14 protein-coding genes and 1 pseudogene are annotated in these 18,584 nt (G+C 65.3%); 7 read left to right on the forward strand and 8 right to left on the reverse strand.

The window, feature by feature from the left end:
- Nucleotides 1-99: 99 nt before the first annotated feature.
- The 3 genes from AC1Q6P_RS03780 (at nucleotide 100) to AC1Q6P_RS03790 (ending at nucleotide 4,326) form a co-directional block, all read left to right on the forward strand.
- Entirely contained in the window at nucleotides 100-1,056 is a 957-nt protein-coding gene (locus AC1Q6P_RS03780; RefSeq protein ID WP_492663306.1) for a helix-turn-helix transcriptional regulator, read from the forward strand.
- Nucleotides 1,057-1,168: 112 nt separating this feature from the next.
- Complete coding sequence (locus AC1Q6P_RS03785; protein ID WP_492663307.1) at nucleotides 1,169-1,870, forward strand: hypothetical protein; 702 nt, start codon at nucleotides 1,169-1,171, stop codon at nucleotides 1,868-1,870.
- 413 nt (nucleotides 1,871-2,283) lie between these two features.
- Complete coding sequence (locus AC1Q6P_RS03790; RefSeq protein WP_492663308.1) at nucleotides 2,284-4,326, forward strand: alpha/beta hydrolase family protein; 2,043 nt, start codon at nucleotides 2,284-2,286, stop codon at nucleotides 4,324-4,326.
- Between the two features lie 59 nt (nucleotides 4,327-4,385).
- Here AC1Q6P_RS03790 and AC1Q6P_RS03795 read toward each other — a convergent pair.
- Nucleotides 4,386-4,846: pseudogene (locus AC1Q6P_RS03795) on the reverse strand (transposase); the annotation flags it as partial.
- Nucleotides 4,847-5,100: 254 nt separating this feature from the next.
- On the opposite strand from AC1Q6P_RS03795, the gene AC1Q6P_RS03800 reads away from it, so the two are divergent.
- From AC1Q6P_RS03800 to AC1Q6P_RS03810, 3 genes are all read left to right on the forward strand, one after another.
- The gene (locus AC1Q6P_RS03800; protein ID WP_492703056.1) at nucleotides 5,101-7,572 is read left to right on the forward strand and encodes an Ig-like domain-containing protein; all 2,472 of its coding nucleotides are present in this window, start codon (nucleotides 5,101-5,103) and stop codon (nucleotides 7,570-7,572) included.
- 472 nt (nucleotides 7,573-8,044) lie between these two features.
- Nucleotides 8,045-9,706 carry a hypothetical protein gene (locus AC1Q6P_RS03805; RefSeq protein ID WP_492663310.1) on the forward strand — a complete coding sequence of 554 codons (1,662 nt, stop codon included), beginning with the start codon at nucleotides 8,045-8,047 and terminating at the stop codon, nucleotides 9,704-9,706.
- A 77-nt stretch (nucleotides 9,707-9,783) separates the two neighbouring features.
- Nucleotides 9,784-10,650 (forward strand): hypothetical protein, encoded by an 867-nt coding sequence (locus tag AC1Q6P_RS03810; protein ID WP_492663311.1) that lies wholly within the window; start codon nucleotides 9,784-9,786, stop codon nucleotides 10,648-10,650.
- 116 nt (nucleotides 10,651-10,766) lie between these two features.
- Here AC1Q6P_RS03810 and AC1Q6P_RS03815 read toward each other — a convergent pair whose 3' ends face one another.
- Together AC1Q6P_RS03815 and AC1Q6P_RS03820 are read right to left on the reverse strand one after the other, a co-directional pair.
- On the reverse strand, nucleotides 10,767-11,297 hold the full coding sequence (locus AC1Q6P_RS03815; RefSeq protein ID WP_492663312.1) for an outer membrane beta-barrel protein: 531 nt from the start codon (nucleotides 11,295-11,297) through the stop codon (nucleotides 10,767-10,769).
- 102 nt (nucleotides 11,298-11,399) lie between these two features.
- A complete protein-coding gene (locus AC1Q6P_RS03820; RefSeq protein ID WP_171826555.1) occupies nucleotides 11,400-12,272 on the reverse strand; it encodes a helix-turn-helix domain-containing protein in 873 nt (290 codons plus the stop codon).
- Nucleotides 12,273-12,379: 107 nt separating this feature from the next.
- Between AC1Q6P_RS03820 and AC1Q6P_RS03825 the strand changes: the two genes are divergently transcribed.
- Entirely contained in the window at nucleotides 12,380-13,837 is a 1,458-nt protein-coding gene (locus AC1Q6P_RS03825) for a cytochrome P450 (protein ID WP_492663313.1), read from the forward strand.
- Between the two features lie 33 nt (nucleotides 13,838-13,870).
- On the opposite strand, the gene AC1Q6P_RS03830 is transcribed toward AC1Q6P_RS03825, so the two are convergent.
- The 5 genes from AC1Q6P_RS03830 to AC1Q6P_RS03850 all read right to left on the reverse strand — a co-directional run bounded on the left by AC1Q6P_RS03830 (nucleotide 13,871) and on the right by AC1Q6P_RS03850 (nucleotide 18,489).
- On the reverse strand, nucleotides 13,871-15,676 hold the full coding sequence (locus tag AC1Q6P_RS03830; protein WP_492663314.1) for a serine hydrolase: 1,806 nt from the start codon (nucleotides 15,674-15,676) through the stop codon (nucleotides 13,871-13,873).
- Nucleotides 15,677-15,679: 3 nt separating this feature from the next.
- Nucleotides 15,680-16,156, reverse strand: a complete 477-nt coding sequence (locus AC1Q6P_RS03835) for a hypothetical protein (RefSeq protein WP_492663315.1) — start codon at nucleotides 16,154-16,156, stop codon at nucleotides 15,680-15,682.
- Between the two features lie 61 nt (nucleotides 16,157-16,217).
- Nucleotides 16,218-17,366: a metallophosphoesterase gene (locus AC1Q6P_RS03840; RefSeq protein ID WP_492663316.1), complete on the reverse strand. Its 1,149-nt coding sequence runs from the start codon at nucleotides 17,364-17,366 to the stop codon at nucleotides 16,218-16,220.
- Between the two features lie 192 nt (nucleotides 17,367-17,558).
- Nucleotides 17,559-18,113 carry an HAAS signaling domain-containing protein gene (locus tag AC1Q6P_RS03845; RefSeq protein WP_492663317.1) on the reverse strand — a complete coding sequence of 185 codons (555 nt, stop codon included), beginning with the start codon at nucleotides 18,111-18,113 and terminating at the stop codon, nucleotides 17,559-17,561.
- Between the two features lies 1 nt (nucleotide 18,114).
- Nucleotides 18,115-18,489 (reverse strand): PadR family transcriptional regulator, encoded by a 375-nt coding sequence (locus AC1Q6P_RS03850; RefSeq protein ID WP_223696618.1) that lies wholly within the window; start codon nucleotides 18,487-18,489, stop codon nucleotides 18,115-18,117.
- Between the last annotated feature and the right edge of the window lie 95 nt (nucleotides 18,490-18,584).

Below are 18,584 nucleotides of genomic sequence, written 5' to 3' on the forward strand. Positions count from 1 at the left end.
CTGCAGCATGCCGGCCCCGCCCTGCCGGAGATTGCACAATCCTGCGCTTTTTGCGCGCCGGCTGGGCCGCGGCAGCCCGGCGGCGCTGAAAATCCGGCCATGTCCACGGCCTCCGCACTGCCCAGCCCCGCCGCCAGCGCCGCCCCAGCACCCCAGGTGTTCGCGGTGCTGAGCCAGTCGCGCGCGCAGCTGGAGCGCCAGGCGGACCTGGGCGGTGCCCTGCGCCTGGCCCAGTGGCGCAACCGTGAAGATCACACCGGCTACGAGCGCCCCGGCCACCACACCCTGTCGGTTTACCTGCACGGCGGCCAGGATGTGCGCGTGGTCGGCGAGCGCAGCCCGCTGGACGCGCCGCATGGCGAGCCGGGTACGTTTTGCATCCTGCCTGCCGAGCATGAATCGCAGTGGCAGATTGCCGGCCCGCTGCGCTTTGTGCACCTGTATCTGTCCGACAGCGCCTGGGCCCAGCGCATCGTCCGCCTGCTCGACGCCGAGCCGCGCGCTTACACCCTGGCCCCGCGCATCTTCGGCCAGGACCCGGCCCTGGCCCGCTGGGGCCGCCAGGTCAGCGCGCTCGACTGGGGCGACACCGCGCAGCGCTTGCAGGCACACGAGCTCAGCGAAGCCGCGCTGGACCACCTGGTGCTGATGGCCGCCCAGCCCCATGCACGAGAACGCGCCCTGCACCTGGCCAAGGGCGGCCTGGCCCCGGCCGCACGCCGCCGCGTGCTGGACCAGATCGAGGCGCAATTGGCCGCCGGCCAGACCGAGGGCCTGAGCCTGGCCGAACTGGCGGCCGAGGCGAACCTGTCCGAGTTCCACTTCGCGCGCATGTTCCGCCACAGCCTGGGCTGCAGCGTGCACGGCTGGATCAGCCAGCGCCGCAGTGCCCGCGCCCTGGCCCTGCTGCGCGAACGCCCCAGCCTGAGCCTGACCCAGGTCGCCGCCCACTGCGGCTACGCCAGCGCCAGCCACCTGAGCCGCAGCCTGAGGGCGGATCTGGGGGCGACGGCGGGGGAGTGGCGGCGGGCAGCCCCGGTAGCGTCTTCGGCCTGATGCCGGGAGACATGCTGGCGCATGCTGATCGTTGAAGGAACGTCGAGGCTCGGTGGCCGCGGCCCCAAGAGATTCGGCGCTTCACCCAAATTCCCCTCCTGGATGTACTCACATGAAACAACCCATCCGCAATCGGCAAGCCGGCCACTCGCCAAGCCGCCGCGCACTGGTCGTCACAAGCCTGGCCCTGATTCTTATCGGGATGGCCACGCAGGCCCGTGCGGCCACCAGAGGCGGTGGTGAGATCCACGCCAGCGTCGACGCTTATGCCAGAGCCTGCTTCCAGGGCTCTGAAGTCCAGCACTTGTCCACCGACGAAGGATCTCCATCCTTGCATCGCGTTTTCGGCATTGCACTCGGGCAGGAAGGCCGTGGCCGCCAGGCCTTGATCTTTGTGCTGGAACGCGTCCCTGGCAGCGGGGGCCTGCGGGAACTTGCACGATCCCAGCCCTTCGATTTTTCCGACGCCAGCGGCCGAACCGACTTCGAAATCATCGAGGCCCAGTCGGAGCGCCGCTTTTCGCTGCAGATCAACGCCAGGTCGGCCTGCGGCGTCCATGTCACGATCTACCGCTTCGCGCAGCATGAGAAGGGCACTTGGGTGCTGGCCGGGATGGACACCCGCCAACCCCGCTGTGGCGAGAACGGTGATCTGGAACTGGCAGCCACGAGCTCGACCAATTTCCTGACCGGAAGACGCGTCGACCAGGCCTACCGCAACGACAGGCCGACAAGATCCAGCAGCCGCCAGCTGAGCTTCCCCTCATTCCCTTTGGCCGAGTTCGAACCATTCGATAGCCGGCACCACCCTTGAGGTGCAAGCGGCGCACCGGGACACTTCACAAGACGAAACGGTCTTACACCCACTGCAGTCACGTAAGCATGCATCCCCAAAAGCCCACCCGACACCTGCCTACCAGCACCTGTCATGCGCGCTGTCGCACACGCGTGGAGTGTGGGGGACGACGCCGGCGCAGCGACGAAAGCCGTGGGTCGACACCAGTGATGCCCTGCCCCTCAGCGTGGATGCCCAGGCTTGCTGAGAGCATCGACAACTTGAAGGCGATGCAGCCAAATCCCATGGCTTTCGGTCTTTCTTCCCTCAGACCTCAAAACTTCTGACTAGCTGCCATACCGACCACCGGAAGAACTCAATGCCAAGGGAAAGCCCCAATCTGAATAGCTCTGCATAATTCATTACTTGCAGCGTATTGTTAGGAAGAAGCGATGAGGCGTCGTTCTTGTTTACAGCTGGGCAGTGTTTTTGTTTCCTTAGCGCTTTCACCCGCGCGCAAGGTGTGCGCTGCCAACGCCACCTCTCGGCAGCCCTTGCCCTTGAATTACTTTGCAAGGCGCCCACTGCTCGAACAAGTCATTGTCTCCCCCGACGGCAAGCTGATTGCGGCCATTACGAACAACAACAACGAATCGGTCATCGTCACCCGGCCTGTAGGTGGCGACACGTTCACTGAGTTGGTCGGCTCAAACAACTTGGAGTACTCGATCAACTGGATCCATTGGGTCAACAACGAACGCCTCGTTTTCAGCGCCAGCTACCCCTCCAACCGGGATCCCGGTTTGATCGGGCGTTTCAACACCACCGAGTCGCGTCTGCACGCCATCAATGCCGATGGAAGCGGTTTGCTCAATCTCATAAAGACTCGGGGTGCAGGCGCAAAAGACTTGTACTGGGCAATCAAGCAAGACAACGTCATCGACTGGTTGCCGGAAGATGGACAGCACATCCTGCTGACGTTGCCATCCAGTGTCCGCCACATCGAACCCTCGGTCTTCAAGGTGAATGTCTATACGGCTGAGCGTTCAACGTATGGCGACGCCAAAGAGTGGGTCTTTGATTGGATGACCGACCAGGCACACAAGGTTCGTATCGGGATCGGCTCGACCGAATCAGGCGAGCGCACCGTATGGGTCTGCGACCCCTCTGGAAAGAACTGGCGCTTGCTGAACAAAGCGAGCTTCTTTGATGCCGGCTACTGGTATCCCATGGGCTTCGGGCTGGATCCGAACATTCTCTATGTCAACGGGCTGAGTGATGGCTTGGCATCCGTCTTCACCTTGGACTTGCGGCAGGCCGAGGCCGAGCCGACTCTCAAACTGTCACACCCGCGCTATGAGCTCAGAGGGCGACTGATTCACGACCGCAAGGGAGAAGCGATCGGTATCCGAGTATCAGCACTCGGGGACTCATCCGCTTTTTACTGGGACGATCGCTACAAGCAGCTGCAGAAGCGCATCGATGCCTCGCTGCCTGGGCGATTCAACGAGGTCTACAGCAACTCTCATGATGAAAAGACGCATGTCCTCATCTCCGACGAGCCCGGCCGACCCGCTCAAACCTATCTGGTGCTCCTTGACGAAGACCTCAAGCTAAGGAAGCTGGCAGAGTCCTACCCCGAACTCAATGGCCAAGCGCTTGGGCAAAGACGCAGCATTCAAGTGAAGGCACGAGACGGGCTGGAGCTCCACGGCTATCTCACCTGGCCTCCCGGGCTTGAGGCTTCGCCGCTCAGCCGCATTCCGCTGATTGTTCTGCCTCACGGCGGGCCGCAAGCTGCCGATGGACCTGAATTCGACAGTTGGGCCGCCTTCCTCGCTGACCGGGGCTATCTTGTCATGCAACTCAATTTTCGAGGCTCCTCCGGCTACGGCCGCAAGCACCTAGAGGCAGGCTGGCGCCGCTGGGGGCTGGAGATGCAGGAAGATCTCGAGGACGGCGTGGCGGACTTGGTCAAACGAGGTTGGGCTGATCCACGTCGCGTTGGTATTGTCGGCGCCAGCTATGGCGGTTATGCCGCCTTGATGGGCTTGGTCAAAACGCCTCACCTCTACCGTTGCGGTTTTGCATTCGCCCCCGTCACCGATCTGTATGACTGGGCAGAGGAACATGGTCGGCGCACCCAACGGGAAACCATGGCCCGCCTGGTCGGCGACTACCGCACTGAACGACAACGGCTCCTCGACGTGTCACCTTGCATGCAGGCGAGCAAAATCAAATCGCCAGTGATGCTGATACACGGCACACATGACCGCCAAGTTGAGTACCAGCACTCAAAGAAGATGGCCGAGGCATTGGCATCTGCGAACAAGACGTATGAGTTCATCACCCAACAACGCGGCGACCACCATTTGAGCCACTTCGCCTACAGGCAACAGCTGCTGATGGCACTGGAGGACTTCCTGGCAAGGCATATGGGCGCCTCCGAATCCGGGGCCGAATCCCGGCTCGATCACTCAGTGGCAAGCAGATGAGATGACTCGCCCCCTCCCGCAGCAGTGAGCATGTCCAGCGTCAGCTTGCGATACCCTTACACGCCTCCGCTCTCCAGCCAGGCTTGCTTGAGCAAACCCGTCAGGCGCAGGTCGTCCTTTGCCCTCGGGCTTTGCGGCTCGGCCTTCCACGCCTAATAGCCGCTGGGGTGCACCTGCATCACCTTGCACATGCGTCGCACGCTGTGCTGCTGCTCGTGCCGCTTGATGAACGCGTACTTCACCCGGATTGCTTGGCAAAGTACGCTGCGGCCTTTTTCAGGGTGTCGCGCTCCTCGGTCACGCGCGGCAGTTCGGCCTTCAAGCGGCGCAACTCCTCGGCCTGCGTTGCCTGGGCCTGCCGTTCAGGCTTGGCCACGCCGTAAGCTTTGATCCACTTATACAGGCTGTGTTGGCTGACGCCGATCCGGGCCGACGCGTCGGCCACCTTGTGGCCACGTTCCATGATCTGCTTGACCGCCTCGATCTTGAATTCTTCGGGGTAGGGTTGGTTGGTCTTCATGGCACCTCCTATTGAGCCTCAGTTTGAGGCTCGAAGGTGTCTACTGAATCCGGGGCGATTCAGACTGGTGTGCGCGCCACTGCAGACCTCAGAAGCCAGGACAACAGATGCTGACCCCAGGGCTTTCCCTCCCCCGCACTTCAGGGCCTGAGGTTTCTCCGGCCGCCCACTCTCACCTCACAAGCCCGCCACAGCGGTGGGCAGCCTTTCAGGCATGGGCCCATGCCGAGCCTTGTTTGTGAGTTGAGCTGCACATGCATCCGAAACTGTCGCCCCGTCTTTCTCATCGTCCTCTCACGGCCCCGCCGCGACCGGCCCGCCTGGGCCTGCCGGCAGCGCTGGCGCCGCTACCGCTGCTGTTGCTTTCCGCCTGTGGCGGCGGTGGTGGCGAGAGCCCCGCGCCTGCCCCAGCGCCCGCGCCGATTGCCCTATCCCTGAGCGCCGACGAAGCCAGCCTGCCCTGGAACAAGGCGTTTGTGCTCAAGCCCCTGGCCAATGACAGTGCCAGCAAGGGCAGCCTGAGCCTGGCGGCGGTGGGCACCCCCAGCCATGGCACGGTGAAGATCGTCGGCAACGAGCTGGAGTACACGCCGGTGGCCGGTTATGTGGGCCCTGACAGCTTCAGCTACACCGCCCAGGCCGAGGACGGCGGCAAGGCCAGCATCAACATCAACCTCAAGGTGCAGGCGGCGCTGACCCTGCAAGGCTTGGTCAGCGACGGGCCGATCGCGAATGCGCAGGTCAGCGCCAGCGTGGGTGGCAAGAGCTTCAGCGCCACGGCCGATGGCAATGGCGCCTATCGCCTGACCGTGCTCAGTGACAGCGTCAGCGAGGCAATCCAGCTCAGCGCCAGCGGCGCCGGAGCGCAAAGCCATGTCAGGCTGAGCAGCAGCCTGGGCGACCTGGCCAGCCTGGCCAAGCTGGCGGACAAGGACGGGGTGCTGGGTGCGAGCCAGGCCGCCGGCACCACGATCAGCCACTACAGCACAGCGCTGCAGGTCTTGATGCGCGAGGCCAACCAGAACCAGCTGCCCACCACCCTGGCCCAGATCAAGAGCCTGAGCCGCCAGGTCTCGGGCGAGCGCCTGCAGGACATGGCCCTGGCCATCAAGCTGGTGGTGGACAAGGGCGCCGCCCTGCCCGCCGGCATTGCCGACACCGCCGCCCTGGTCGGCCAGGCCTCTGGCGCCGTGAGCGCTTTCCTCAACCAGCAATCCAGCAGCAACAGCAGCGCGTATCAGGCAGCGCTGCGCGAGGTCAGCGCAGGCGAGGGCCTTGGTGCCGCCGCGCCAAGCTTTGCGCCCAGCCAGGCCTTCCGCCTGGTGCAATCGGTGCAGACGCTGAACACCTCGGGAGGCTTCGTCATCGACTTCCAGCCGGACGGCAAGGCGCGCGTACTCAACAGCCAGTTCGGTGAATCGGCCAGCTGGGTTGCCGATGCCGAGGGCGTCACGCTGACGCTGGACCAGCCCTACGGCCGCACCAGCGTCACCAGCGAGCTCGACCCCGGCACCGGCCAGCAGGTGCAAGTGCAGCTGCGCTACGAGGTCACCGGCCTGCGCTTTCGCCAGCTGACCGGTGACCTCGACGGCGGCACCCAGGCGCTGAGCCTGCGCACCCGCGAGAAGGTGCTCAGCGGCCCGCAAGCGGGCCAGATCCGCAAGGAACAGTGGACGGCCTCAGGCCTGGTCAAGGCCAGCGATGCCAAACAGCTGACGCCGCTGGCTGGGGGCTTCCAAGTGGGCGAGCGCATCGCCGGCGTGCAGTCCATCGACGATGGCCATGGCGCCGACATCCTCGAATTCACCGGCGCCGACACCGCCCGCCTGCTGCGCAGCGGCACGCAGTTCAAATGGCACCTCAGCGAGGGCCGATTCATCCTCAGCACGCCGGTGTTCGAACGCAGCTATGCCGAGCTGGCCAATGACGACAGCCTGGGCATGAAGTACCTGATCGCCGTGGACACCCAGGACGGCGCCACGCGGCGCGCCCATGAAGTGGCAGCCGTGGGCGTGGAAGGCCAGGTCTTCAGCGACAGCCCCTGGATCTACAGCCGCTGGCAGCATGGCTTTGCGCCCGAAATTTCCTTCGAGATCGGCAGCCGCGGGGTGGGCAACCAGGTGCAGCGCAACCCGGACGGCAGCGAAACCCGCTTCCCGCTGAGCTGGAGCCTCACGGCGGACGGCGCCCTGCGCCTGCAGCGCGGCAGCACGGTGCGCGAGTGGAAGCTGCTGCAGAACCGCCAGGGCCGCATGGTCGTGCTGGAAGGAGTGGGCAGCACCGCGCGGGTGAGCGGCTGGCGCGTCAACGTCTACACCAGCAATATGGCGCCGGCCGGCCCCGGCAGCAACTTGCTGATCGGCAGCGATGGCGAGAGCTACCCCCTGCGCGTCAACCTGACGCTCAGCAGCACCGGCCAGCTGACCGGCGGCGGCTATGACTTCCACAAGCTCAAGGGCACGCAGACGCCCTGCACCTTCAGCGGCGACATCAGCTGCATCGGCGCCAGCAACAGCTTTGGCCCGGCCACGCAAAGCGGCCCGCTGAACAAGAACGGCAGCAACGCCGATGTGACGCTGAACATGGCGGCCGATTCCTACGGCTACAGCTTCAACGGCCGGGTGCAGGGCATGGTGTGGAGCGGAACCTGGACCAAGGTGGCCACGCCCAACTCCAGCCTGACCGGCTCAGGCAGCTTCAGCGTCAACCTGATCCTCGGCCCTTGACCCACTGCGCATGAGCCTCGGCCCCCCGGCGCCCTGCCCCCTTGACGCCTGGTAGGCAGCCGCAAGACCTGACCCCCGTGCTTTCCCGCCCCCGCACTTCAGGGGCTGAGCTTTTGGCGGCTTGTGACTCTCACCTCACAAGCCTGCCACAGCGGCGGGCAACCTTCCAGGCATGGGCCCATGCCGCAAAGCCACGCTAGATATGAAGCACCCGACCAAGCCCACACAAAGCTCGCTGAGCACAAGCTGCCCTCGACCCGCCGCGAGGCCGCTGCCGCACCGGGCTGCGGCAAGAAGGGAGCGCACAGCGGCTTGGACCGCTGGGCTGGCGGCAGCCTCGCTGCTGTGTCTGCTGTCCGCTTGCGGCGGAGGCGGAGGGAGCGGCGACAGTGCCTCGCCCACACCCGCTCCGGTCCCCTCGCCCTCGCCTGCACCCGCACCGGCACCCACGCCGGTGCCGGTCAAGACCGGCGTGTTCACGGACTCTGCCGTGCAGGGCCTGGAGGTGTGGGTCGATGGCGCCAAGGTCGGCGTCACCGATGCGCAAGGTCAGTTCAGCTACCCCGAGGGCAAGACCGTCAGCTTCAAGATCGGCGCGTTGACGCTGGGCAGCTCCAGCGCCCCCGCCGTCGTCACTCCGGCGGACCTGAGCACCGACCCGGCTGCAGTCCAGAACATCCTGGTGGCCCTGCAGTCGCTGGACAGCGATCGCAACCCCGCCAACGGCATCACCATCGCGGCCGACACTGCCGCCAAGCTGGTGAGCGCCGCCGATCTGTCCAAGCCAGGCAGCAGCTTGAGCAGCAGCCTCAGCAAAGACCTGCCGGCACTCACCCTGGTTTCCAACAGCGCCGCGCTGACCCATTTCTGGAGCCAGGCCTCGAGCCTGAACGCCAACCCGCTGGTGCTGATCGCCACCGACACCCTGACCGGCTTCTGGCAGATGCCCTGCGATGGTCAGGGCCGGCTCCGGGTGTGGGACATCCAGAAGGTCAGCGCCAATCGCGTGCAGTTCGCGCGCTCCATCGTGCGTGAGCACAGCGATGCCAACTGCAGCAGCACGAGCTTTCTCGAGCGAACCGACAGCAACAACCATCCGCGAGACTTCGCCACGGTGATGGGCGCCAGCCGCGCCGCCGACGGCACGATCACGCTCCAGGGCCTGGCCCTGAACAGCGCCGACCAGCCCGGCAGCTTCAGCGCCACCCTGTCGGCCGACGGCCGCAGCGTCAAAGGCATCGACCCCGACGGCCACGCCTTCTCCCTCACACGCTTGAGCAGCTTTGCCTTCCCCAGCGGCGGCGGCTCCAGCGCCCCGGCCGCCCTGCCTGCCGTGGGTACCTTGTCGGTCAACGGGGGCGAGAGCTACCCGCTGCGCGTCAGCTTCAGCCTGGATGCCCAAGGCCTCATCAGCGGCGGCGCCTACGACTTTCACAAGGTCAAGGGCAGCCTGCAAGCGCTCTGCACCTACGGCGCGGCCAATGCCGAGAACTGCGTGGGCGCATCCAGCCGCATCACCCAGAGCTCACAGCACGGCATGTTCACTGCGCAAGGTGCAAGCACGCCCACCCTGCTGATGACCGGTCCGGACGCCCAGGGCTACACCTTCAGCGGCATGCTGAGCGGCCTGAGCTGGACCGGCACCTGGGCCAAGGTCGCCACCGCCACATCCAGCGGCACCGGTGCGGGCAGCTTTGCCGTGCCCGTGTTGTTCGGCGACGGCAATGTGCCCGGGCAAGCGCCCGGCTCCAGCTGGAGCGGCCCGCCGGCCGACAACCCGGCCGCCCTGCGCGTCTGGCTGGCCCTGGATGCCGCCGGCAAGATCGAGGTGAAGAGCAACAAAAGCCGCTACTCGACCCACTTTGACAAGACCAGCAACACCGTCTGCACGCCCAGCGAGGCCAACAAGCTCACGTGCAACGGCCGCAGCGATGTGTTCCTGATCGCCCAGGTCGGCGGCCCGCTCAGCGCTTCCGGCACCGCCACGCCAACCGCGCTGCAGCTGATCGATGGCAACGGCTCGGTCTGGACCGGCACCGTCACAGGCAAGACCTGGGCGGGCGTCTGGACCTCGGCGCCGGGTGTGCTGCCGGCACTGACGGCCAACTTCAGCGTCGAGCTGCAGTTCGAATAGACGCGTCGGCGTCTCGGTCCGGGGCAGGCCAAGGCGGGGGCCTAAAATTCGCGGCGCCTCGCCACTCCCGCTCCCTCATGTCTGCATCCTCCATCCTCGATTTCGCCGGTCGCCGCTGGCGCGTGCGCCGGCCCAAGCCTTTCGTGCTGGTGATCGAGGGCCTGGAGCCCGAGGCCGCGGATGCGGCGATCGCGCCCAGCGACTATCTGCACGAGATCCTGTTGCAGCCCGAATGGCGCGAGCCCTTTTTCCAGCTGGCCGATGCCACCGGCCTGGTCGTATGCCTGAACCTGGACAGCCGGCACCCGAGCTACCGCGATGTGCGCGGCCGCTCCAGCAAGGGCCGGCTGAGCCAGGGCGAGTACTACCACCACGACGGCTGCTCGGGCCCGACCAAGCCGCGTTTTGTCGAGATCCGCTGCCCTTATCAGCCGCAGACCCGCTCCATCGCCACCGCCGTGGCGCCTCACCATGCCGTGGTGTCGGCCATGGTGCTGGCCTTGTCCGCAGAGCTGAAAGCGGCGCCGGCGCTGCAGGCGCTGATGCAGGGCCGCGATCTCTCGCCGGCCGCCGTGCAAGCCATGAGCTATGAAGCGCTGGACCAGCTGCAAGGCCAGATCACCCGCACCGTGCGCCGCAAGCTCGACGCCGAAGGCGCACGCGCCTACTTCCGCGAGGTCGATCGCCTGGCCGACGCTTACTTCGAACCCTGGCAGCTGGGCGAGAGCCGCATCATCGCCAATGCCAACGCCGGCGTGACCATGCAGCACCGCCGTGCCTACCAAGCGCTCCATGCCGGCGGCGTGGCCAACGGCCATCTGGTCAAACGCTGGCCCAACGAAGAGCTGCCCCTGCCGGGCCAGGCCCTGGACACGGCCTTGCTGGCGTCCTTCTGCAGCGAGGAAGACGGCAGCTGTTGGCGAGGTGAGCAGGTGAATGGGTGAATCGTGAGTCGTGAATGGGCGGCGCAGCCGCGTGTGGTTCACCCGCTCACCTGTTCACCCAAAGATTCACCCCTCACCCGGCCAAACTCCGCCTCCTGCTCGACACGCCGGCGCACTCAGATGGCGTAATTGAGCCCCAGGCTGTACTGGCTCACGGTCGCCCGGGCTTGGCCCAAGCTGTAGCTGATGGGCTGGTCGCCCTGGTGATTGAGTTCAAAGCGAGCGCTCCACTGAGGGCTGAATTGATAGCTCAAGCCGGCACCCACCAGCAGCTGGCTCCTGCTCAGCGAGCTCTTGGACGAAGCGGCGGATGCCTCCAAGGTGTTGCGCCCGTAGCCGATGCGGCCAAAGAGGTGGGCGTGCTGGCTGACCGGCAAGATGCCCAGTACCGAGGCTTTCAAGGCACCGGCTCGGTAACTCGTTCCATCCAGACTCCAGTTGCCCAGTCGTTGCGCCTTCAGTTCGACGGCAAGGTACTCGTTGAACCGGTAGCCGAGGGTGGCACCAAAGCTGCTTGTGGTCTCAGATTGCTGATTCAGTTCAAGTTTGCTGGACCCAAAATCTCCGCCAAGGTAAGTTGATACTTCGGCGGCTGACACTCCCCCGCAGATCATGGCCATTGCAGCCATGGCGATTGCTTTCTTCATTCGTTTTACTTCTCGATGACAAATGCCTCCCCGTGAGGCCGCCGCATGCTAGCAGCGGGTTATTACCAATCCGTCATACCCCCAAAAGGGTGTGCGCTGAACTCAGGCCCAGATCCGATACGGCCAGAACGCCTCTTCCTCGTCGATGCGCCGGCGCAGTTCCTCGGGGCTGAAGCCGGTGACGCGGCGGGTCTCGCGGCAGAGGTGGGCCTGGTCGGTGTAGCCGGCGTCCTGGGCCAGGGCGCTCCACACCACCTCGCCGGCCTCCATCTCGCGGCGCACCTGGAAGAAAGTGGCCTCGGCCCGGCTGATGCCGCGCAGGGCGCGCAGGCTCTGGCCGCTCCATTGCTTGATGCGCCGCTCCATCTGGCGCAGGCTGGCGCCATGGCCGCCGGCGATGGCGCGCAGGGCCAGGTGTTGCATCCAGTCGCGGTAGCGGCCGCGCTCGGGGGCGGCCGTCCGCTCCTGCTGCAGCGCCCGCCAGCGCGGCAGGAAAAAGGCCTCCAGCAGCGCCATGCATTCCTGCTCGTCGCGCGCGGCCAGCATCTGGGTGTTGAGCTGGCGCCAGTCCTCGCCCGGCAGCAGCTGCTCGATCGCCACATAACGATCCAGCAAGGCGGACAGATCCAGGCCGGTCAGCACGTGCAAGGCCTCGGGTTGCAAGGCCACCATGAAGCTGCGTACACCGCCGTCCGAGCGGAAATGCACCGGCCGGCTGCGCGGGCCGCCGAGCAGAGCGCGGTGTTCGATGGGCAGCAGCGCGCCACCCTCCAGCACCTCCCAGCCGCCACCCTGCAGGGTCCAAGTCAGGCCGCACAGCGGGGTGGCGGCGAAGTGACTCTCGCGCTGTGCCTCGCTGAGCGTGCCGCTCGCCCGCGTGGTGTCGCGCCACAGGCAGGCCCGCAGGCAGCCGGACAGGGCCAGGCTGGGCACCAGCAGGAGGGCAACGGTGTCGGGGTGGCGATCGGCGGACATGGCGGAAGTGTAGGCAGGCGCGGGACAAGCTCGCGCGGCCGGAAGCGCTGGGCCCAGACGGTGGCACCCTGCCGAGTCGATGGCGCTCTGCGCACAAGCCCAGGGCCATGTCGAATTCGTTCAAGACGGGGGTGTGCCGCCAGCGCATCATGCGCGCCATGGACAAGTGCAAGCAGCCCGAAACTTCTTTTGCGGCCACCCAGGCCGCCCAGGCCACTTCCACATCAAGCGCGGCGCGGCCGCCCGGCCCGGCCGGCATCGGTTTTCAGCAGATGCGCGCCATGCGCCGGGACTATCTCGGCACGGTGCGAGGCTGGCACCAGCGCTGGGGCGATGTGGTGCAGCAGCGCCTGATGGTCTACCGCGACTACAGCTTTCTGCACCCCGAGCATGTGCGCGAGCTGCTGGTGGCCTCGCACGAGCAGCTGATCCGCTGGCCGCGCGCGACCGAGATCTTTGCCTCGGCCCATGGCCAGAGCGTGCTGGTGGCTGAAGGAAGTGCCTGGAAGCGCCAGCGCCAGATGCTGCAGCCGGGCTTTGCGCCCAAGCGGGTGGACGCCCTGCTGCCGCTGATGGTGGCGGCCGGACAGCAGGCCCTGCAGCGCTGGGAAGGTGCCGGCCGCGAGGCCTTCGGTTTCGAAGCCGCCATGACCCAGCTGACCATGGAGGTGATTCTGCGCAGCCTGTTCTCACGCAGCGACGAGGCCCAGGGCCGCGCTGCCGCCGAGGCCGTGCATGTGCTCAGCGTGGTGGCCATGGGCGAGTTCTACTGGCCCGTCAGCAGCCCCCTGTGGGCGCCCTGGAAAGCACCCAAGCGGCGTGCCCTGGCGACGCTGGATGGCTTCATCCGCCGCGAGCTGGCGCGCCGCCGCGAGGACGACATGCCGCACGACGACCTGCTGGACATGATGATCCGGGCCCGCGACCCCGAGGGCCGCGGCTTTGACGAAGGCGGCCTGCGCGACGAATGCATGACCACCTTTCTGGCCGGCCACGAAACCACGGCCGCCGCGCTCACCTGGTGGGGCTGGTGCATGGCCAGCCATCCGCAGGAGCAGCAGGCGATTGCCGAGGAGCTGGACCGGGTGCTTGCCGGGCGCGCGCCCACGGCGGCCGATCTGCCCCAGCTGCCGCGTTTGAGCCGCAGCATCAAGGAGACCTTGCGCCTCTACCCGCCCGGCGCCGCCCTGCTCACGCGCATTGCCAGCACGCCGGTGCGCGTGGCCGGCTTCGAAATCCCGCCCGAGGCCATGATCCGCCTGACCCCGGCGCTGACGCAGCGCGACCCGCGCTGGTTCCAGGAGCCCGAGGCCTTCCGCCCCGAGCGCTTCGATCCCGGCAGCGGCCACGGCGAGATCCCGCGCGGCGCCTACCTGCCCTTCGGCGCCGGCCCGCGCGTCTGCCTGGGCAGCCATTTCGCCACGACCGAGATGATGGTGATCGGCGCCCTGATCCTGCAGCACCACCGCTTGGCACCGGTGCCGGATCTGCCGCCGCCCACGCCGCGCCTGGACATCACCCTGCGGCCCAGCCAGGCCTTGCAGCTGCGGCTGGAGCGGCGCTGAATGCGAGCAGCCCTGCGGCCCTGATGCCCTCGATCACTTGCGGGTCGCCCATGAGCTGCTGCCGGGTCGCGCGATCTCGGCTTGATTGAACAGGCCATCCTTGCCGGGCTTGAATTCAATGCTGAAGCCGCTCAAGCCCTGCAGCTCAAAGCGATACCCGCGCACCGGCTGCAGGACGTAGCGCGGGCGGCCCGCCATCTCCGCATACAGCGCGTCGTCCTGCAAGCCAATGCTGAACTCGCGCTGGCCGTCGAACACGAAGGTGCCGGTGAGCTTCTTCAGGAATGCCGGATCTCTCAGATGCGCTTCCTTCTTGCGCTGGAACACGACGTCCTTGACGGCCGGCTCCAGCGCCATCTGCAGCGCCCCAGGCTCGCCATCGCGGTCCGTGAGGAACTGCAAGCGCTGCTTGGCCAGCACCGCATCTTCCCCTGCATCGGCGGACTCACCGACAAAGCTGTCGTGGTGCCAATGCACCAGATTTGCACCATTGCCGTTCAGGCTCATGTGCAAGCCACCCGCTCGTTCGGTGATGGAGACCGTGCCGTAAGCCGGATGCTCATAATCTCCAAGGTAAGCAGACAGTGGATGGCTCGCCTGGGTGCCGGCTTTGCGAACGCCTGGGGCTTGGGGAGATCCCTTTTTCTTTTCGAGCTTTTGTGCGGCGCGCGCTTGCAGAGCTTGCGCGCTGCCGTCACGCACCTCCAGCTTCAGCAGGCGATCCACCGCATTGCGGGCAATAAACTCGCGCACCGGCGAACCCTCAAGATTGCTGAGCACAGCAACGCCGACGCCAGCCTGCGGCAGCCACATCACCATCGCGGAGAAGCCGTCGATCTTGCCGCCATGATGCAGGCGCAAATGCCCGCGATACACGTCACTGAACCAGCCGGGTGTGTAGCCGCGTTCGATCACATCCGGGCTGCTTTCGGCACTGGTGCTGATGTGGGCTTGCTGCAGCGCGTTGATGCTGGCGGCGCTCAGCACTTGCCGGCCTTCAAACCGCCCCTTGTTCAGATGCAGGCGCAGCCAGGCTGCCATTTCATTCGCCGACGTGATGAGACCCCCGGCCGGATTCATGGCATCCAGCGCGCGAAACGCCACTTGCTGCGGCTCACCGTTTTTGGCAAGACGGTAAGGCTGCGAGAAATCGGCATCCTCGCGGGTCTGTTCGACACTGAAGTTGCTGCGCCTCATGCCGAGCGGCTGCAGCAGGCGCTGGGTGACATGGGATTCCCAGGACTGCCCGCTCACACGCTCCGTCAGATGACCCGCGACCATGAACAGCAGGTTGTTGTACTGGAATGCCGCGCGCAGATCCTTGCTGGGCTCCAGGTACTGCAAACGATGCAGCAAGTCTTGGCGCGAGCGCTGGGCGTTGTACCAAAGCGCGTCATGCCGCGGCAGTCCGCTGCGATGGGTGACCAGGTCCAGCGGGGTCAGCCGCTCGCTCGCCACCCGGTCATGCAGCTTGAACTCCGGCAGCCAGCGCTGCACCGGCTGATCCCAGGCGAGCTTGCCTTCTTCCACCAAACCAGCCATCAGCGCCGTCGTGAACGCCTTGCTGGCGCTGCCGATGGGCATCAAGGTGTCGGCCGTCATGGGCAGGCGCCGCGCCACGTCGCGCCAGCCAAAGCCCTTGGCGTACAGGGTTTGATCGCCTTGGACGATCACGACCGCCACGCCCGGAACTTGCCAGTCCTGGCGGATTTTCTCCACGTCCTGCTCAAAGCCGGCCAAGGCACTCGGTACGGTGGTGGGTGCGGAGGCGTTCGTCCCACTGGGCGCAGCGCCAATCAGGGCCAGACTCAAGGCCCATACGAGATGCTTGCTTGCCATGGCCTACTCGCGCGAGGTGTCGGAGGTGCCGGCCGGGGCCAGCTCCGTCACCCGTGTGGAGGCCTGGCTATCGGCTGCACCGAGGTCCTGCTTCAGCTCGAAGGGCATCTTGGCCGGCCCCTGAGAAAACTCACCCTTCACCGTCCGGCCGGCTGCATCGAAACGCCCGATGAAGGTCGGGTTTCCTTTCACGTCCGCGATGCTGAAGCGCAGGTCTTGGCCTTCGATCTGTATGTCCTTGAGGGACAGGTCTTTGGCGCCCTGCTGAGGAATGGCGATGCTGCCTTGCCATTGCGCGTTGACCTGCTGCAGACGCAGTTCGACCCTGAGTTCCTTCTGGTTCGGCAGCGTCACCGCCCCTTTCCATGAGCTCGTCGTTGGGAACGCAGCCTGCACGGCTGCGTCTGGGGTGGCTTGCGGCGAAGCCTGGGCCAGGATCGGCTGGGCACCAATCAGCAGGGCGCTCAGCGCCAGGGTCAATTTCAGTGGGTTCATGAGTGGCTCCGTGAAAAGAGGGCTTGAGAATGAGTCGCGGACAGATTCACAGGGGCTGACGCTCACCGTCGTCATGTACACGCCAGGCTTGGTCCGCTTCCAGCCACAAGGCCTGAGAGCGGCGCGCAGGAAGAGTCCAGCGGTAGTCCAGTGGATGCCGCACGTCGACGGCGTAGACCTTGCCGTCAAACAAGGTTTTGATGTTCCACACCGGGGTGTGGCCGACAGCGATCGCTCGGGCCTGGAACTTGTTCAGAAGCTTTTCAACATCGTCCTGACGCAGGTCACCTTCGAAGTAGCCGCGGTACCAGGCGACGCCTTTCGAGGTGTCACTCAGCACATCCCCCCGTGATGCGGCCTTCTTCGGATAGAACATCTGCCGGTACTGCTGACGAACCTGGGCATTGATGTCTTCCAGCGTGTAGGGCAGCTCGGCCAGGATCGGATGCAAGCCTCCGTGTGCAAACAAGACCCCGTTGATCAGCTCGACGCTGTTCTTGCTCATCAGCCATTGGCCGATGAAGGACTGGTCACCCAACAACTCGTGCTGCTGCTTGCCGAGCATGCCGGCGATGTTGACGTACTTCTTGTGGGCCGCCTGAAAATTGCCTTGCAGGTTCTTGATCTCGTGGTTGCCGAGGATGTAGTGAACACGGCCACCGTGCCGAGCCGCCGCTTGCTCGAGCTTGTAGATCAGCCACAGCACTTGCGTTGTCGAGGCGCCGCGGTCCACAAAGTCACCGATCAGCACCAGATGGCCACGGCCAAACTTCCAATCCAGATTGGCATCGATGACCTGCGCTGCGATCAGCAAATCGCGAAAGGTCTTGTAGTTCCCCTCGATGTCTGACACCGCCAACACCGGTGCCCCGTCCTGATAGCGCACGGGCGGTGAGACAAAGCCCGCTGCGGGCTCCGGCGGCTCCACATGGACGGTGAATCGGCTGTTGTCGAGCGGGAACAGCACGTCGATTGCAAAGGGCCCATGCCGCGGATGGCTTTCTTCTTCCACATGAAAGCCCTCGTCACGGCTGCCACGCAGGGTTTTCTGCACCCAGCGATCGCCCTCCAGAAACACATGCGGGCCTTCATCGCCCACTTTGTAGGCCGTCATGTTGTCGCCGAGATGGACATCGGCGCCATGCCAGATGCCGACTGCGGCCGCAAGGCTTGCTAGCGCCAAGCCCACGGCCATGAAGTGCCATATCCAGGTCCAGAGTTTTTTTCATGCGGATTCCTCGTTTCTGGCTTGCTCCGCCTTTTTTGCGGGCGAGCGAAACCCCAACGGCCATGCCCGGCCGCCGATTCGTTCAGTGCAGTGGCTGAAGCAGGGTCCGAGTGATTCAGGCGGAGCGTCCTGCCGGCCAGGAGGGTGGCCTTACGCCGTCTACATCAGCCCGCGTCGCAGAACGCGCATCACCCGCCGGGTCAGTTCGGCACAGCCCAATGCCAATGCCAGCGCCACAGGCAGCAGCCACCAGCCCAGCAGTTCCGGCTCCGCCGGAGGCTGAGCGGCCCAAGCCACCACAATGGATTGGCCACCGGCCACCGACCAGACGCCTGTGGAGTCGGGCGACCAGAGCTTGGCCAGCGCCAGAAAGAGCAAGCCGGCCGCGATGGAGTAACCGAAAACACCCATAGACCAATACAGGCTGCGGCTGACACCCTGTTTGACCCGCCTCAGCACACGGAAGCCGGCCGGAGGTGGCGTGCCCTGACGCAGATGTTCGATGTACTGGGCGGCAAGTGCTTGCGGCGGGCCGAATCCCTCCAGCAGCGCCGCCAGATCGAGCGCCTCGCCGCGCTCTTCGGCGTTGTCCACCACCTCGTGTAGATGGCCCTCGATTTCCCGGATGACTTCGTCCGCATCGGCTTTGTCGAGGCTGTGGAGATGCCCGGCCAAGGCACGGACATAGGCTCGGATCGGTTGACGGGAGATCATGTCAAGTTCCTTTTCTTGGATCTGCGGCCGGCGTGGGCGTCGTCAGCAAGGCGTTGATGTCGGCCACCGACTGTTGCCAAGCGGCAGCGAGGGTCTGGAGTCGCTGTTCACCTTTGGCGGTGAGCTGGTAGTACTTGCGCGGGCGGGTGGAGCCTTCCTGAATCCAGTCGGCGCTGACCAGCTCGTCGCGTTTGAGGCGATCGAGCAGGGGATACAACGTGCCTTCGGTGATGGCCGTGGTGGGGAACTGCTGCAGATGTCGCAGCAGCGCGAGTCCATAGACCGGCGGACCGCGCAAAGCGGCAAGGATCACCAGCTCCAGCGCACCTTTGCGGATCTGGATCTGCCATTTGTCCTGGGAGTCTTCGTTTTCCATGGCTTTACCTTGTTCAACAACATACCTTGCAGTGCAATGTATGCGGCAAAACATAAACCGTCAAGAACCTGGCGCTGAACCGGATTCAGAAGCTC

This window comes from Roseateles sp. GW835-FHT13E02 (genome assembly GCF_058794035.1).

Bases quoted from the DNA above. Each gene is read 5' to 3' on its own strand.
- AC1Q6P_RS03780 (WP_492663306.1), top strand. From the start codon at position 100: ATGTCCACGGCCTCCGCACTGCCCAGCCCCGCCGCCAGCGCCGCCCCA.
- AC1Q6P_RS03785 (WP_492663307.1), top strand. From the start codon at position 1,169: ATGAAACAACCCATCCGCAATCGGCAAGCCGGCCACTCGCCAAGCCGC.
- AC1Q6P_RS03790 (WP_492663308.1), top strand. From the start codon at position 2,284: ATGAGGCGTCGTTCTTGTTTACAGCTGGGCAGTGTTTTTGTTTCCTTA.
- AC1Q6P_RS03800 (WP_492703056.1), top strand. From the start codon at position 5,101: ATGCATCCGAAACTGTCGCCCCGTCTTTCTCATCGTCCTCTCACGGCC.
- AC1Q6P_RS03810 (WP_492663311.1), top strand. From the start codon at position 9,784: ATGTCTGCATCCTCCATCCTCGATTTCGCCGGTCGCCGCTGGCGCGTG.
- AC1Q6P_RS03815 (WP_492663312.1), bottom strand. From the start codon at position 11,297: ATGAAGAAAGCAATCGCCATGGCTGCAATGGCCATGATCTGCGGGGGA.
- AC1Q6P_RS03820 (WP_171826555.1), bottom strand. From the start codon at position 12,272: ATGTCCGCCGATCGCCACCCCGACACCGTTGCCCTCCTGCTGGTGCCC.
- AC1Q6P_RS03825 (WP_492663313.1), top strand. From the start codon at position 12,380: ATGTCGAATTCGTTCAAGACGGGGGTGTGCCGCCAGCGCATCATGCGC.
- AC1Q6P_RS03830 (WP_492663314.1), bottom strand. From the start codon at position 15,676: ATGGCAAGCAAGCATCTCGTATGGGCCTTGAGTCTGGCCCTGATTGGC.
- AC1Q6P_RS03840 (WP_492663316.1), bottom strand. From the start codon at position 17,366: ATGGCCGTGGGCTTGGCGCTAGCAAGCCTTGCGGCCGCAGTCGGCATC.
- AC1Q6P_RS03845 (WP_492663317.1), bottom strand. From the start codon at position 18,113: ATGATCTCCCGTCAACCGATCCGAGCCTATGTCCGTGCCTTGGCCGGG.
- AC1Q6P_RS03850 (WP_223696618.1), bottom strand. From the start codon at position 18,489: ATGGAAAACGAAGACTCCCAGGACAAATGGCAGATCCAGATCCGCAAA.